Source organism: Herbidospora galbida (genome assembly GCF_005233835.1).
In the GTDB taxonomy this organism is placed as follows: Bacteria; Actinomycetota; Actinomycetes; order Streptosporangiales; family Streptosporangiaceae; genus Herbidospora; species Herbidospora galbida.
Genome location: NZ_SZQA01000012.1, coordinates 21,704 through 36,391 on the forward strand (window position 1 = coordinate 21,704; position 14,688 = coordinate 36,391).

The window sequence follows — 14,688 nt, forward strand, 5'->3', positions numbered from 1 at the left end:
GCAAAGTTCGTGGTCTTGGACGTCATGCTCGGAGCGAGCGGCTGGGTCCGAACGTTGAGAACTTGCCGCTGCCGAGCGTGGCCAAGGGCCCTGGGCCAGGACGAAAGCGTGACCTGCCGTCACCCGTGACGCCCGTGCGACGTCGCGGCTTCGACCGGCCTGCTGACCGGTGCCGCCTCCGCTCGAACCGCTGGTCGTGTGGCGCGTGCGAGCCTTGACCTCACCGGAGCAATGATCACTACAAGTGATCTTCCGGGTGAAGAGCGCCGCCTGGGTTTCGTCCAGGCGGGACGCAGCAATAGGGGAATGACGATCAATCGAAGTGTTCGCCGTCGCCCCGCGTTCCGCCGTGCCAGCCGGCGGGTCGCCGCGTTGTCGGTAGCTGTGGCCGCCCTCACCGGTCTGGCCACCGGCCCCGCCGCCGGCGCCATCGGACCGGCCGGGACGGTCGCAGCTCCGGTCGTCCACCGGACCTTGCCGTTCCCCACCGACCCCGGCGGCTTTCTGGCCCTCGCCCTGAAGATCGTGTTCGGGCCGAAGATCCAGCTTGACCTGACCACTCCGGGAGCGGTGGTCCAGCTGGAGGGCCAGGACGGTACGGTGACGGCCGCGGGCAAGGGCACCCTCACGGTCGAACTGCTCGAAGGGCGCACCAAGCAGGGGAAGAACGTTGTCCAGCCGGTCGTGGGCATGCTGATGGCCGTCAAGGCCTTCTCCCTGGACTTCCCCGGCGCCGCGACCGGCGACCTGTCGATCAGGCTGGACCCCACCCGCTCTGGTCCGCCCAGTGGCATGAGCGTCCTGGACCCGGGGCGAAGCATCGTCCGCTTCGCCGAACTGTTCTTCAATCCGCTGAAGTGGCCCGGTCTCACTGCCGCCTTCCTGCGCGACCCCAAGGCCTTCTTCAAGTCCTACCTGGGCATCTTCTTCCCGGCTCAGCACGACTTGAATGTGAACGTGAAGGCCACCAGCAGCAAGTTCCCCGGCGTGACCCTCGTCAACAAGGACACCATCAGCCTGCAGAACGCCACCACCAGGGAGTTCCCGCCCCGCAACGGGACCTACGCTCCCTTGAAGCCGATTGAACTGGTGGACATCGCCAAGCCCAATGGCCCGGTCCTCGTCAGGGTCGACGAGCTGCACGGTGTGCTGTCTTACGGCTCGGTTACGGTGCCGAGCGCCTCGATCGCCGTGCCTAAGTGACCCGGTGACGAACGGACAGGGGCTCGCGCCTTTAGGCGCGGGCTCTTGCCGTTGATAATCCCAGCAATAAGTCGGACAGGACGGCACCGGGACCATATGAAAGAAGCTTGCAACCCCGCTGAGCAGCAACAGGGGCTATTCCAAAGGCGCCCCGGTAGGAACCGAACCTGCGACACCAGGTTGAGGAAGGAGAAGCGACTTCCTGAGTGCATCAACAATATTCGCTAGATGCGCTTTTCGGGACGGTATTGGGACCAAGCGTCATTAACAGTCCGGGTGAGCGGTGCCAGGTCGCTGAGGGTTGCGCGTTCGTCGACGATAGAGGGTGTTCCGGTCGATGGACGGCCTCGAGCGCCTTATGCTCGCCAGAGCCGCCCGGAATTCGAGTTCGCAGCCACGAAGGTCACATGATTATTCGCGCGAAGCCTGGGAACTCGAAGTCTTGATGCTCTGGCATCAGGTGATGGTGTTGCGGCGGCTTCCAAGCAGGTTCAGATCAACGCGGCTGATTATGCCCGTGGTGAGGACGTACTCGGCCAACGACTGGAGTGCGTTCCATCCAGTCATGTTCGGCACGCCAGCGAAGTCGAGTCGATGGCGTAGGTACTCGATGCGTTTAACGAGCGTAGTGCGTGGCAAAGCCCAAGCGAGCTGCCGCGACAGCGTAGGACTTGGGGTAGGGATCGTAGCGCGGCGAATCCTCCAAATAACCAGAGAAGAGTGCTATCAATGCCATACGGTCAGTTTCATTGATTTGCACCTCAGGATGGGAAGCGGTTTGATGCCCCGTCACTTGCGGTTTGGGTCCATGAAGCACCAATTCGTACCTGTCGCGTGTGCCTTCGATGAGAATTCGTAGTCGGCCTTCGACAAGCTGGCGTCGACCGGGCGTGAGGATGCTGCGAAGGCCAAGGTCGTCTACAACTGCGAGTGGGGTGGTCGTCGATTCGCTAACGAGCCATATCAAGCCCTTCTCTAGGCGCACCGACCCGGCCTGCTTTGAGAGACCCGTGTCCGTTTGGTCCAAGCAGATGGTGCATGACGGGTTTCGGCCGAAAGTAAGCGGTTCTTGCGTCAGCAAATGGCGACGTGTTTTCCGCGTGGTGCCATGGTTCCATTCAACGGTCAGCGTTTGGCCATAGCCGTTGTCTTCATAATTGCCATCCGAACCGAATGTATCCTTGAAGTGCTGTGACGTCTCCAAGCGGTCGAGGAGCTCCTCAAGCATCAGTACACGCATCTCAGTGATACGGGCTCGCTCGCGTGCTAGCTCAAGTTGTTGGCGCAGGTCGATTATCTCCCTTTGAAATCGAATTCGATCTTCATTCCATCCGGTGCGGAGACTTTCGGATTCGGCTCGAATCTCGTGAAATAGTCGTGAGCGTTCTGTGAGTTCATTTTCCAGGGTGTGGGCGTATCGCTCCGCCTCTTTCCAGCTAGTCACGGCAACCTCTAGCTGGTCGCTGACCTTTCGTACTTTATATTCATGTGGGTGAGCAACTTTTAGAGCAGCCATCTGTAAATCGATTAAGTGCGCACGAACATCATCGGTCACTTGGCTGCCAGAGCTCGCGCGCATAGCAATGATCCGGTCGAGAAACCATCGATCTACAGGTACACGTTTGCCGTTCAAGTAGCGGGATACGGTGCCTTTGTCTATGGGGTGCAGCCTGCAGAACAAGTTGATGGACATGCCCAGGGCGGTGAACTGGGTTCGTAATTCTGCTGCCCACACCATTACCTGCGGGTTGAGTTCAGGGCTCAAAGGTGCTAAGTCGACTGGACGTCGCGCGATCTCGCTCACCTGTCCATCATCACGTCCTACGTCGACTTCCGCGACTGACTCAGGTCGCTGCAGGTGTTGCCAGATGTTTGCAACATCGCTGAGTGGTTGTTGCAGTGCGGCGCAACCCGGTCGGGTTCTGGCTTGCTAGAAGCCGGCATCTGTACTTCGCCTCGCAGACATCCGGCGAGCTGACTAGAAAGGAATCCCGTGTCCCGCCCGGTTCACTCGACTTCTTCTCTCCTAAGCGTTCGAGCTGCCTTGATTCTAGGGCTGTCTCTGATCCTCGGTGCGACTGCCGGCGCCCTCGCCTACTGGGCCACTCGGTCGGCCCCAGGGGCGATCCTGGGCGCTGGTGCGGCAACCGGTGGTGCGATCGGGCTGCTAAATCAGATTGTTAGCGGCACTTCCGACGACGGCGACGCCTGACGGAGGCTCGCATTCTCGGAAAGGGGCAGGATTGAAATGTGACAGCCGTTGACGCCGTACGGCGTCAACGGCTGTCAGCGTCACCGTGAAGCGGCCCGTTCATGGAGACTCTGATGGTTCCCGTGTTGAGTGGCGTCGGATTGTTGGACTCTTATGCTGGTTGGGGGGTTGGGTGGGGCATCCCGTGCCGATGGTGAACGCGCCACACCGACAATCGAAAGAAAGCGCCGCCTGGGAGGTCGACCGCGCGTTGTCTGGGGCACATTCGTACGTCGGGCGCAGAAAAGGGAGATCACCGCCGTCGCCACGCGTGTCATCGCCAAAGGTGGGGATCCCCTACCACCTCCGTGCCAGCCCAATCACCGTCGCGTTTCCGTATGAGTAGCCTGGGCTGGTGTCCCAGCTGGCGAATGCCCTACAGCTCGTGCTCACACGCTCGATCCCCCCACTCCGACGGTTTGGGAGAATAGGTCCTCAACGACCCCACACATTCGGCCGGCGTCCGGGGATGGCCACTCAGGCCCACTGCCCCATCGGTGTAGGGCGGCTAGTGGGACGACATTGGGACCAGGCCTTCGCACGATCACCGTCAGGTCGCGCTGTGGGCGGCCCACAGTGTCGAAGTGCTGCTGCAGATCTACGCGAAGTGCGGCACGGGACAGGAAGCTGTCGCCCGTCAGCGCATCGCAGCGGCCCTCTCTGCGGACTAAGTCCCTGCCTAAGAACTGGGTGAGAACACCGACAACGATCAGCTTTAGCCGACCACACCCAGAGGCAGGAAAGAGCCCTCCACCGGCATAACCGCTGGTGAGGGCTCGCTTGATTGGTGCCCCCGGTAGGAATCGAACCTACGACACCAGGTTTAGGAAACCTGTGCTCTATCCCCTGAGCTACGGGAGCCGACCCCCCAAGCCTAGCGAAACCACAGCCCCCCGCGCGCCACCCACCACACCCCAAAGTCCCCCCGCCCCAAGGTAAAGCTAAGACAACCCGCCAATCACCCAACAGCAGGGAGTGATGGGCTCGCCCCCGTGAACCGAGGACGCCGCCCCGGCAGCCGCGCACTCCGCCCCGCGGTCCTGCTGGCCGCCCTGCTAGCCCCCGCCGTACTGGCCTTAGGGTTACTCGTCGCCGAACTGACCGAATTCGGCGTCCCCCCATACCTAAGAGCCAAGCCGGCGCAGCCGCCGGTCTTCATGGCCCCCACCCCCCTGCCCCGCCCGCCAATCCCGGACCGCCTGTACGAAGGCCGCATCCCCGCCCCAGAGAGAAGGCGCCACCCGACAAAGCCCCCCATCCAGGCCGCAGCCGCAGCAGCAGCGGCCACCACCACCGAAGCCCCGCCCCAGCCCAAGACCCCCCCGAGAAGGCAAGTCACCCCCCCAAGGCCCAACCCAAGAGAGGCAGCGAAGCAGGAGTGCCCCGACGAGTGGACCGACACCTGGCTCTGGGAGATGTGCCAGGAGGAAGCTCGCAAGCCGGCCTGAAAACCTCGCGTCAACCCATGCGAACGGTCCACAAGGCACATACGGCATAAGACGCGTGAATCGGTATGTAACGGCTCCTACGACTCGGGCACGGCCACGCATCCTGCTGTAGTAACGTGCGTCCCTGACCGAGGTCACGAATTCGCAAACGGAGGAGTCGAGCGTGCGATCAGCGGGACTGATCGCGGCCGTCATGCTGGCGCTCTCTATGACCGTGCCGGTACAGGCCGCGCCGGCGCAGACCGCACCGAAGAAAGACCCTGCCACGCTGACCGAGCTCCGACGGGATGCCGAAGAGGCGGCCAAGGGAATCGAGGCCGCCACCAAGGCGCTCGTCGCCCGGCAGAAGGAGTTCGACTCCTCCAACAAGCAGCTTGAGGCCAAGCTCACGCAGCTTCGCGTGGCCGACCAGGAGCTCGCGCGCATCCGGCAGCCGCTGTCCGACCTGATCGAGGTCATGTACCAGAACCCGGCCAGCCGGAACATGGGGTCCCTGCTGACCAGTTCGAACGGTGAGGCGTCGCTGCGGGCGATGAGCGACGCCAACCAGCTGGTCGCCGGCCGCAACATCGTGGTCGTCGACGCGACCCGCCTGTTCCAGGAGCGGGAGCAGCTGGCCTCGGAGGCACAGGAGCTGCGGGCCACCAAGCTCCTCCAGGAGGCCCAGCTCTCGTTCGAGATCGACACGCTGCGCAAGCAGTCGCAGAAGACGGTCAAATCCCTCACCACCGCCCTCGCCAAGCTCGGCGTGAAGCGCGGCGGCGGCGCGTGCGACCCGACGCGGGTCGTGCTCGCGGAGGAGTACGCGAACGGCCTGCTACCCACGAACGTGCTCTGCCCGCTGCCCTTCAAGGGCGAGGAACTCCGCGCCGACGCCGCTATCGCCTTCGCCGACCTCAACCTGGCGTACAAGAAGCGCTTCGGCCAGCCCCTCTGCGTCGTCGACAGCTATCGCAGCCTCCGCGACCAGCAGATCGTCTACTACCAGCGCCCCGGCCTCGCGGCCATCCCCGGCCGCAGCAACCACGGCCTCGGCCTGGCGATCGACTTCTGCGGCCCGATCCGCGTGTACAAATCCACCGAATTCGTCTGGCTCGAACAGAACGGCAAGAAATTCGGCTGGATCCACCCCGACTGGGCCTACGTGAGCCCTTTCGAACCCTGGCACTGGGAATACGACCCCAAGATCGGCTCCCTCCTTTAAAGCCTGCTCCGTTACGGCTCCGCCCACCCCACCCCACCCCGCCCGCCGCCACTGGCCGCCCCCGCACCCGGCGCCAACCGGCCGCGCCGCAACGCCCCGCAACGACGGCAACGGCCCCGAAAACCCGCGTCTAACGTGGATGAATGGCGATCGACAACCGCGCCCCCGCCTGCGCCCGAGCCAACGAGGCAGCCTGCCCGGTAGTAGTGGCCAACACGAGCAACCCACCCTCCTCCGACCGCGCCTTGGTCAACACCGTCACCCGCTCGGCCGCAGTCTCCGCATGCGTCTCATAAGCGGCCAGCACATCGATCACATCCCCGGCCGTCACGAGCGAGGCCGCCTCCGCGTCCTCAACCCGCACCGGCGTGGCCACCACACCCCGCGCATCCGAGCGAAGCAGCCCACCCCCAAGCAGCCGGGCATCGGTGAGCACCTCCCCCCGCCGAGCAGGCGCCGTCAGCACCTTCCCCACCACGGGGGACCCGGCGGCCAAATACCCGTCAGGCAGCACCGAAGACGGCACCCGAACCGTCGAAAGATCGCCGGCCGCAAGCCGCCCACCGGAAAGATCGCGAGCCACCACGAGCACGGCCACCCCCGACGGAGCCTGTACGGAAACAAGCACTCCGGCCACCGCCAGCCCCAACAGAACAGCCGAGATCAACCGTCGCCGCCGGGCAAGCACCCGACCCCACCGCGCCGGCACCACGACACGCATGAAAAGCCTCCAGGGCAACGGGGGGAGCCGCACTACAAGCGCACTCCACAAAGGGACCGTTCCTGCCATGCGCAGCGAACGGACAAACAGAGGCCATCGGGAAACCCGACACAACTCCCGCCCATCGGTCCCAATGTCACGGCGGGGCGGTAGCCACGAGAGACCTCCCGCGACTCGGTGTTGCCGTTACCGGTGGCAGCGTCGATCAATCGCGGTAGGCATCGCCGCCCGGCGGTAGCAGAGCACGTTGTTGGTGACCAGCTAGTTGGCCGCAACTCCGGCGACCTTGGTGACTGCCTCGATGATCGGGCCGATGCCGTAGACGCTTCACTCGTTGCAGGCTGACGCGGCAGCCCATGGCAAAGGCGGAGGTCAGCGGGACCGGCGATGCAAAGGGACCATGGGTCGCGGTCGGCACTGGAGGCAGTGTCTGCGGGCGGTCGATATGCGGAGATTCACTTGTCGAAGGTCAGCGCGGCAGTCCGTGACAAAAGGGAGGTCGGCGGGACTGTCGATGCAGGGGGGAAGCACGGGTTGCGGTTCAGTACTGGAGTCGGCGTCGGTGTGGGCTGTCGATACACGCAAGATTCGCTCGTTGTGGTTGACGCAGCAGGCTGGCGGTAACCCTCGACACACGAGGCGAGCGCTCATGTGCAGGTGAGGTCAGCAGGAGGAGCGGGCCCCCGTAGGCCGCAGAAAAAGCCCCCGCTCACCCTTACCAAACCGCCCCGAATTCAGGGAAGGTCGAACGGCAGCTTGATCCCGTCCAGCGCGTTCCCGCAAGCGCAGGCCCGTTCCTCAGGGAGCGCCTGCACCACCTGCCCCACCAGTGACCGCATCCGCTCCACGTTGGCCGCGAAGAACGCCATCACCTCTTCATGGGTGACCCCGTCACCCGCCTCGACCCCCGCGTCGTGATCGGTCACCAGGGACATCGACGTGTAGCAGAGCGCCAGCTCCCGAGCCAGGATCGACTCCGGAAACCCCGTCATCCCGACGATCGAGCACCCCATGCCCGCGAACCACTTCGACTCGGCCCGGGTCGAGAACCGAGGGCCCTCGATCACGACGAGGGTCCCCCCGTCCGACACGTCCCATCCGGACGTGCGGGCGACGGAGACGGCGGCGGAACGCCCGTCAGGACAGTAAGGGTCGGAGAACGACACGTGGACGGCACCGCCCGCGTCGTAGAAGGTCTGGATGCGACCGGAGGTGCGGTCGATGAGCTGGTCGGGGACGACCAGCGCCCCGGGGCCGAGTTCGGCGCGCAGGGAGCCGACGGCGCTGGGGGCGAGGACCTGGCGCACGCCGAGGGAGCGCAGCGCCCACAGGTTGGCCCGGTAGGGGATGCGGTGGGGCGGGAAGCCGTGGTCCCGCCCGTGGCGGGGGATGAAGGCGACGGTGCGGCCGCCGATGCGCCCCACCGTCACCTTGTCGCTGGGAGGCCCGTAGGGGGTCGCGACATCGATCTCCTCGGCGTCGTCGAGCAGGGAGTAGAACCCTGAACCGCCGATGACACCGATGTCCACACGATTGACCATGGCGCCGACACTAGCGCCCCCGGCCCCACCCGGTGAGGCCCTCTATGCCTTCCTGTGGACAACCCGCATCGTCGCAGGTCAGGCCGCTGGAGTGCTCGCGGGGGCAGTGCTCGCCGGGGTGCTCGTCTCGGCCGGCTTGCTCTCGGTGGCCGGCTTGGACGTCGACGACGAGGTCGTGGACGACGACGTCGACGACCGGTTGTCGGTCCGGTAGAAGCCGGAGCCCTTGAACACGATGCCCACCGCGTTGAACACCTTGCGGAGGCGGCCCGCGCACGCGGGGCACTCGGTCAGGGCGTCGTCGGTGAACTTCTGGACGACTTCGAGCTGCTCACCACAATTGGTGCAGGCGTACTGGTAGGTGGGCACGCGGTCCTCCTCAGTGACTTGGCACTCGACCCAAGTGACTGCTAAATGATAAGGCAACTGGCAACCTGCAACGTTGCCCTGGGGGAGTTTAGTCCCCTGTCTCCCCATACCAACCTGCGAGTTTGCCTCTGCGAGAGACCGCCCGCAGGCGCTTTTCGACCGTGCGGCGCTGGGCGGCGGTCGTCACGACGAGCAGCTGGTCGTCGCGGCGCAGGCGGGTGCTGCCGTCGGGGACGAACGAGTGGCCGTCTCTGACGATCATGGTGACCGCCGCGTCCGACGGCAGCCGCAGTTCGAAGATCTCGACGCCGTGGAGCTTGGACTCCGGCGGGATCCGCATCTGCAGCAGGTCGGCGTGCAGCTCCTCCAGGGGGGCGGCCTCGACGTCGAGATCGCGTGCCGCGCCCTCGTCCGACAGCCGCAGCACCCGGGCCAGGAACGGCAGGGTGGGGCCCTGGATCAGGGTGAAGACCACGACGATGACGAAGACCTCGTTGAACAGCTCCTTCGCGTGCGGCACCCCGGCCGCCCAGGGGATGGTCGCCAGGACGATGGGCACCGCGCCGCGCAGCCCGGCCCACGACAGGAAGACCTGTTCCCGCCAGTCGAACCGGCCGATCCGGGTCACCCGGACGGCGAAGGCCGACACGATCACCGAGATCGGCCGGGCCAGCAGGACCAGCGCCAGGCCGGCGACCAGGCCGGGGACGATCTGGCTCGGGAGTTCACTCGGGCTGACCAGCATGCCGAGCATGACGAACAGGCCGATCTGGGCCAGCCAGGCGGTGCCTTCGGCGAATCCTCTGGTCGCGGCCCGGTGGGGCAGCTGGCTGTTGCCGATGATCAGCGTGGCGACGTACACGGAAAGGAAACCGGAGGCGTGCAGGCTGACCGCGCCGCTGTAGGCGATGAAGGCCACCGCCAGGACGGCGATCGGGTAGAGGCCCGAGGCGGGCAGCGCGACCCTGCGGAGGGCGTAGGCGGCGATGGGTCCGGCGGCGCAGCCGACCGCCGCGCCGGCGGCCAGTTCCCACAGGGCGGTGCCCAGAACGTTCCACATGGACGGCATGGGCTCGCTGACCTGGCTCAGCATCACGACGACGATCACCGTGGGGGCGTCGTTGAAGCCCGACTCGGCCTCCAGGGTGCCGGCCAGGCGGGGTGGCAGGGGGAGCCGGCGCAGCACGCTGAAGACCGCCGCGGCGTCGGTCGAGGCGAGGATCGCGCCCAGGAGCAGGGCCGAGCGCCAGTCCATGCCCAGGAAGCCGAACACGGCCAGGGCCAGCACGATGATGCTGATGGCGACGCCGAAGGTCGCCAGTACGGATGCGCTCGGTACGGTCGAGCGCACGTGTTCCCAGTTGGTGGTCAGGCCGCCTTCGGCCAGAATGACCGCGAGCGCGATCAGGCCGAGCTGTTTGGCCAGTTCGGCGTCTTCGAAGTGGACGCCGAGGCCCGACTCGCCGAGGGCGACGCCCAGGGCGAGATAGAGCAGCAGCGACGGCAGACCGGTGCGGTGCGCGATCCTGACCGAGATCACGGCGGCCAGGACGATCACGGCGGACAGGAGGAGCCATCCGTCGATGTCCAGACGCACCAGGTCCCCTTTCGTGATTTATGTAGATTCTTTCACAGGAATCACACGGATCCCGGACGGCAACGCCGCGTACCTCACCCGCTGATCATGGGGCTCGGCGGGCACGCCCGGACGCAGTTCGCCCTCGTTGAGGAGGGCGACGGTCGGGACGTTGGGGCCCACTCTCGCCAGAGCGCGGTCGTAGGAGCCGCCGCCTCGCCCGAGGCGTACACCCGAATGAGGGTCGACGGCGAGCGCCGGGACGATGACCAGCGCGGCGGTCCGGATCGTGTCCACGCCACGCCTGGTGTCGACCGGTTCCATGATCCCGTGGCGGCCGGGCGCGAGGGTGTCGGGGCCGTCGTAGACGGCCCAGTCGAGGTCGTCGTCGTCGCGCAGCACCGGGAGGATCACGGTCGCGCCGTGTTTCCACAGGGCGAACACCAGACCCTCGGTGGCGGGCTCGGTTCCGGTCGACCAATAACAGGCGACGAGGCCGGCCATCTGGACCCATGGCTGGTCAAGCAGGGTTTCCCGGATCCGGCGAGCGCTCTCACGGCGATCATCGGTGTCCATGATGGAACGTTCACGCAGAATTTCACGCCTCAGCTCGAACTTGTCCAAAGAGGCCTCCACTAGCCTTCATCCATGGGTGCTGACTTCGACTCCGTAACCAAAGCCGTTGTCCCCGCCGCCGGTCTCGGGACGCGATTCCTGCCCGCGACCAAGGCCACTCCGAAGGAGATGCTGCCGATCGTCGACAAACCGGCGATCCAGTATGTCGTCGAGGAGGCAGTCTCCGCGGGGCTGCTCGACGTCCTGATGGTCACCGGGCGCAACAAACGATCGATTGAAGACCACTTCGACGTGGCCGCGGAGCTGGAGGGCGCCCTTCGGGCGAAGGGCGACGAGAAGCGGCTTTCCCAGATTCAGGAACCCGTCGACCTCGCGACCATGCACTACGTCCGCCAGGGCGAGCCGAAGGGCCTCGGCCACGCCGTGCTCTGCGCCAAGCAGCACGTGGGCAACGAGCCGTTCGCCTGCCTGCTCGGCGACGACATCATCGACCCGAACGACCCGCTGCTCAAGCGGATGATCGAGGTCCGCCAGCAGCGCGGCGGCAGCGTCATCGCGCTGATGGAGGTGCCCGAGGAGCAGGTCTCCCAGTACGGCTGCGCCGCCATCGAGGCGACCGACGAGGACGACGTCGTGCGGATCACCAACCTGGTGGAGAAGCCCCCGAAAGAGGAGGCGCCGTCCAACTGGGCCATCATCGGGCGATACGTGATCGACCCGGCCGTCTTCGAGGTCCTGGAGAAGACCCCGCCCGGCCGGGGCGGCGAGATTCAGCTCACCGACGCGCTGCGCACGCTCGCGTCGAGCACCCCCGACGAGGGCGGCCCCGTCTACGGCGTCCTGTTCCGCGGCCGCCGGTTCGACACCGGTGACAAGCTGCAGTACCTGCAGACCGTGGTGGAGTTCGCGGCGCGGCGGCAGGACCTCGCCCCCGAGTTCCTGCCCTGGCTGCGAGAATTCCTGAATGAGGCACAGCCCTAGCGATCTCAAACCGGTCGATCGGCACCTCGCCGACATCCTGGCGACCGTCCGCCCTCTCGCTCCGCTCGAACTCGATCTCGAGCGGGCGCTGGGGGCGGTGCTCGCCGAAGACGTGACCGCGCCGGTCGACCTGCCACCCTTCGACAACTCGGCGATGGACGGCTACGCGGTCGTCGCCGCCGACCTCGCGAACGCGCCGGTCACGCTGCCGGTGACCGAGGACGTCGCGGCGGGCGACCCGCTGGTCCGCGCGATCGGGCCGGGCCTCACCGCGCGGATCATGACCGGCGCGCCGCTGCCGGCGGGCGCCGACGCGGTCGTGCCGGTCGAGTACACCGACGGCGGCACCGCCAATGTGGTTGTCCACAAGCAGGTCGAGCGCGGCAACGCGATCCGCCGGGCCGGTGAAGATGTGCGGGTGGGGGATGTGGTCCTGGCCGAGGGCACGCGCATCGGCGCGGCCCAGGTCGGCATGCTCGCGAGCGTCGGGCGCCGCCGCGTGCTGGTCCGGCCGGTGCCCCGAGTCGCCGTGCTCTCGACCGGCGCCGAGCTCGCCGAGCCCGGCACCCCGCTCGGCTACGGCCAGATCTGGGAGTCCAACAGCTTCATGCTGGCCGCCGCGGTCCGCGAGGCCGGCGGTGAGGCCTTCCGCGTGGGCTCGGTGACCGACGACCCGCGCGTCTTCATGGAGACCCTCGACGCGCAGCTCGTCCGGGCCGACGCGGTGATCACCAGCGGCGGCGTCTCGATGGGCGCCTACGAGCCGGTGAAAGAGGGCCTGAGCCCGCTCGGCACGGTCAGGTTCGAGAAGGTCGCCATGCAGCCCGGCATGCCCCAGGGATTCGGCGTGGTCGGCGACGACCAGATCCCGATCTTCACGCTGCCCGGCAACCCGGTCTCGTCCTATGTCTCCTTCGTCCTGTTCGTGCGCCCGGCCCTCCGCCAGATGCAGGGCCTGCCCGTCTCGCCGCCGGCGTCCGTGCGGGCCGTGTGCACCGACCGGCTGCGCTCGCCCCGGGGCCGCCGCTCCTACCTTCGCGCCGTGCTGACCGGCGACCGGGTCACCCCCGCGCGCGGCCAGGGCTCCCACCAGCTCGCCGCGCTGGCCGCCGCCGACGCGCTGATCGTCGTACCGGAAGACGTGACCGAGGTCCCGGAAGGGACGACTGTTGAGGTGATCCCGCTGTGAATCTCACCCATCTCGACGAATCGGGCCAGGCCCGCATGGTCGACGTGTCAGAAAAACCCGTCTCTGTCCGTACGTCCACCGCCTCCGGTCGCGTCCTGCTCTCCGAGGAGGCCGTGGCGATCCTGAGGTCGGGAGACACCCCGAAGGGCGACGCGCTCGGGGTGGCCCGGATCGCCGGGATCATGGGCGCCAAGAAGACCCCCGACCTGATCCCGCTCTGCCACCCCATCGCCCTGCACGGCGTGAAGGTCTCCCTGGAGATCGTCGACGAGGGGGTCGAGATCACGGCCCGGGTGAAGACGGCCGACAAGACGGGCGTCGAGATGGAGGCCCTCACCGCCGTCACCGTGGCCGCGCTCGGCCTGATCGACATGATCAAGGCCGTCGACCCCGCCGCCGTCATCACCGACGTGCGGGTCGAGGAGAAGACCGGCGGCAAGACCGGCGACTGGCGGCGCTCGTGATCCGCGCCCTGGTCATCACCGCCTCCAACCGCGCCGCCGAGGGGGTGTACGAAGACCGCTCGGGCCGGATCCTCTACGCCCTCCTGGAGGAGCACGGCTGCACGGTCGACGGCCCGGTGGTGGTCCACGACGGTGAACCGGTGTATGAAGCGTTGGTGAAGGGCCTCGAGTCGGCGTACCACGTCATCGTCACCACCGGCGGCACCGGGCTGACGCCCACCGACCTGACCCCCGAGATGACCCGGCGCGTCCTCGACCGCGAGATCCCCGGCATCGCCGAGGCGATCAGGCAGGTCAACCGGGAGAAAGTACCCACATCGGTGCTCTCGCGCGGCCTGTCCGGCCAGGCGGGCAGCACCCTGATCGTCAACCTGCCCGGCTCGACCGGCGGAGTACGCGACGGGATGGCCGTCCTGGGCCCCATTCTTGGACACGTGGTCGACCAGATCCGCGGCGGTGACCATCGCGCCTGATGGCGCGATTCGGTGAACACGAGGGATGATTGACAAGTGGATCGACTTCGCGGCTGGCCCGCGACCCTGGCAGAGGGCCCGGTAGGGCTCCGGCCGCTCCGGCTCCGCGACGTGCGCGTCTGGCGGGAGACCCGCCTGCGCAACGCCGACTGGCTGCGCCCCTGGGAACCCAGCAACCCCGAGACGCCCCTGTTCCGCACCGGCCTCAGTCCCTACGTCTCCATGGTCGGCACCCTCCGCCGGGAGGCCAGACAGGGCATGGCCCTGCCGTGGGTCGTGACGTACAACGGCGCCTTCGCCGGCCAGCTCACCGTCGGCGCCATCGTCTGGGGCTCGGCCCGCTCCGCCCAGGTCGGCTACTGGGTCGACGGCGCCCTGGCGGGCAAGGGCATCACCCCCACCGCCCTGGCCATGGCCGTCGACCACTGCTTCTTCACCACCGGCCTCCACCGCCTCGAAGCCAACATCCGCCCCGAGAACCACGCCAGCCGCAGAGTCGTCGAGAAACTCGGCTTCCGTGAGGAGGGCGTACGCCGACGGCAACTCCACATCGACGGAGCGTGGCGAGACCACATCTGCTATGCCTTGACCGTGGAAGACGTGCCGAGAGGCCTGCTCGTCCAGTGGCGCCGGGCCCGAGACTCATCGGCCGCACGTCACGGCGAGTCCCCGTAGGCGACAACAGCTTCGAC

At 66.8% G+C, this 14,688-nt stretch carries 13 protein-coding genes and 1 tRNA gene; 7 read left to right on the forward strand and 7 right to left on the reverse strand.

Annotation, left to right across the window (positions count from 1 at the left end):
- Nucleotides 1–198: 198 nt before the first annotated feature.
- A complete protein-coding gene (locus FDA94_RS14375; protein ID WP_137247567.1) occupies nt 199–1,203 on the forward strand; it encodes a hypothetical protein in 1,005 nt (334 codons plus the stop codon).
- 616 nt (nt 1,204–1,819) lie between these two features.
- Here the strand turns inward: FDA94_RS14375 and FDA94_RS14380 are convergent.
- Together FDA94_RS14380 and FDA94_RS14385 are read right to left on the reverse strand one after the other, a co-directional pair.
- The gene (locus FDA94_RS14380) at nt 1,820–3,007 is read right to left on the reverse strand and encodes an FHA domain-containing protein (RefSeq protein WP_137247568.1); all 1,188 of its coding nucleotides are present in this window, start codon (nt 3,005–3,007) and stop codon (nt 1,820–1,822) included.
- Between the two features lie 1,232 nt (nt 3,008–4,239).
- A tRNA-Arg gene (locus FDA94_RS14385) sits at nt 4,240–4,315 on the reverse strand.
- Nucleotides 4,316–5,065: 750 nt separating this feature from the next.
- Between FDA94_RS14385 and FDA94_RS14390 the strand changes: the two genes are divergently transcribed.
- Entirely contained in the window at nt 5,066–6,106 is a 1,041-nt protein-coding gene (locus tag FDA94_RS14390) for a D-alanyl-D-alanine carboxypeptidase family protein (protein WP_137247569.1), read from the forward strand.
- Nucleotides 6,107–6,236: 130 nt separating this feature from the next.
- On the opposite strand, the gene FDA94_RS14395 is transcribed toward FDA94_RS14390, so the two are convergent.
- The 5 genes from FDA94_RS14395 to FDA94_RS14415 all read right to left on the reverse strand — a co-directional run bounded on the left by FDA94_RS14395 (nt 6,237) and on the right by FDA94_RS14415 (nt 10,937).
- A complete protein-coding gene (locus tag FDA94_RS14395) occupies nt 6,237–6,827 on the reverse strand; it encodes an SAF domain-containing protein (RefSeq protein WP_137247570.1) in 591 nt (196 codons plus the stop codon).
- 734 nt (nt 6,828–7,561) lie between these two features.
- A complete protein-coding gene (locus tag FDA94_RS14400) occupies nt 7,562–8,368 on the reverse strand; it encodes an S-methyl-5'-thioadenosine phosphorylase (protein WP_137247571.1) in 807 nt (268 codons plus the stop codon).
- A 78-nt stretch (nt 8,369–8,446) separates the two neighbouring features.
- Nucleotides 8,447–8,737 carry an FmdB family zinc ribbon protein gene (locus FDA94_RS14405; RefSeq protein ID WP_137247572.1) on the reverse strand — a complete coding sequence of 97 codons (291 nt, stop codon included), beginning with the start codon at nt 8,735–8,737 and terminating at the stop codon, nt 8,447–8,449.
- A gap of 88 nt (nt 8,738–8,825) precedes the next feature.
- Nucleotides 8,826–10,334 carry a potassium/proton antiporter gene (locus FDA94_RS14410; protein WP_342778479.1) on the reverse strand — a complete coding sequence of 503 codons (1,509 nt, stop codon included), beginning with the start codon at nt 10,332–10,334 and terminating at the stop codon, nt 8,826–8,828.
- An 18-nt stretch (nt 10,335–10,352) separates the two neighbouring features.
- Nucleotides 10,353–10,937 (reverse strand): 5-formyltetrahydrofolate cyclo-ligase, encoded by a 585-nt coding sequence (locus FDA94_RS14415; protein ID WP_137247573.1) that lies wholly within the window; start codon nt 10,935–10,937, stop codon nt 10,353–10,355.
- A gap of 24 nt (nt 10,938–10,961) precedes the next feature.
- Here FDA94_RS14415 and galU point away from each other — a divergent pair, with 24 nt between their 5' ends.
- The 5 genes from galU to FDA94_RS14440 are packed head-to-tail and all read left to right on the forward strand — an operon-like array spanning nt 10,962 to nt 14,671.
- Nucleotides 10,962–11,870, forward strand: coding sequence for a UTP--glucose-1-phosphate uridylyltransferase GalU (galU, locus tag FDA94_RS14420; RefSeq protein ID WP_137247574.1), 909 nt, complete (start codon nt 10,962–10,964; stop codon nt 11,868–11,870).
- Nucleotides 11,854–13,059 (forward strand): molybdotransferase-like divisome protein Glp, encoded by a 1,206-nt coding sequence (gene glp / locus FDA94_RS14425; RefSeq protein ID WP_137247575.1) that lies wholly within the window; start codon nt 11,854–11,856, stop codon nt 13,057–13,059. Before galU ends, glp begins: the two co-directional genes overlap by 17 nt.
- Nucleotides 13,056–13,523 (forward strand): cyclic pyranopterin monophosphate synthase MoaC, encoded by a 468-nt coding sequence (moaC, locus tag FDA94_RS14430; RefSeq protein WP_137247576.1) that lies wholly within the window; start codon nt 13,056–13,058, stop codon nt 13,521–13,523. The genes glp and moaC overlap by 4 nt, the downstream gene beginning before the upstream one ends.
- On the forward strand, nt 13,520–13,996 hold the full coding sequence (locus FDA94_RS14435) for a MogA/MoaB family molybdenum cofactor biosynthesis protein (RefSeq protein ID WP_212735321.1): 477 nt from the start codon (nt 13,520–13,522) through the stop codon (nt 13,994–13,996). The genes moaC and FDA94_RS14435 overlap by 4 nt, the downstream gene beginning before the upstream one ends.
- A 36-nt stretch (nt 13,997–14,032) precedes the next feature.
- Nucleotides 14,033–14,671 carry a GNAT family N-acetyltransferase gene (locus tag FDA94_RS14440; protein ID WP_137247577.1) on the forward strand — a complete coding sequence of 213 codons (639 nt, stop codon included), beginning with the start codon at nt 14,033–14,035 and terminating at the stop codon, nt 14,669–14,671.
- Nucleotides 14,672–14,688 lie beyond the last annotated feature (17 nt).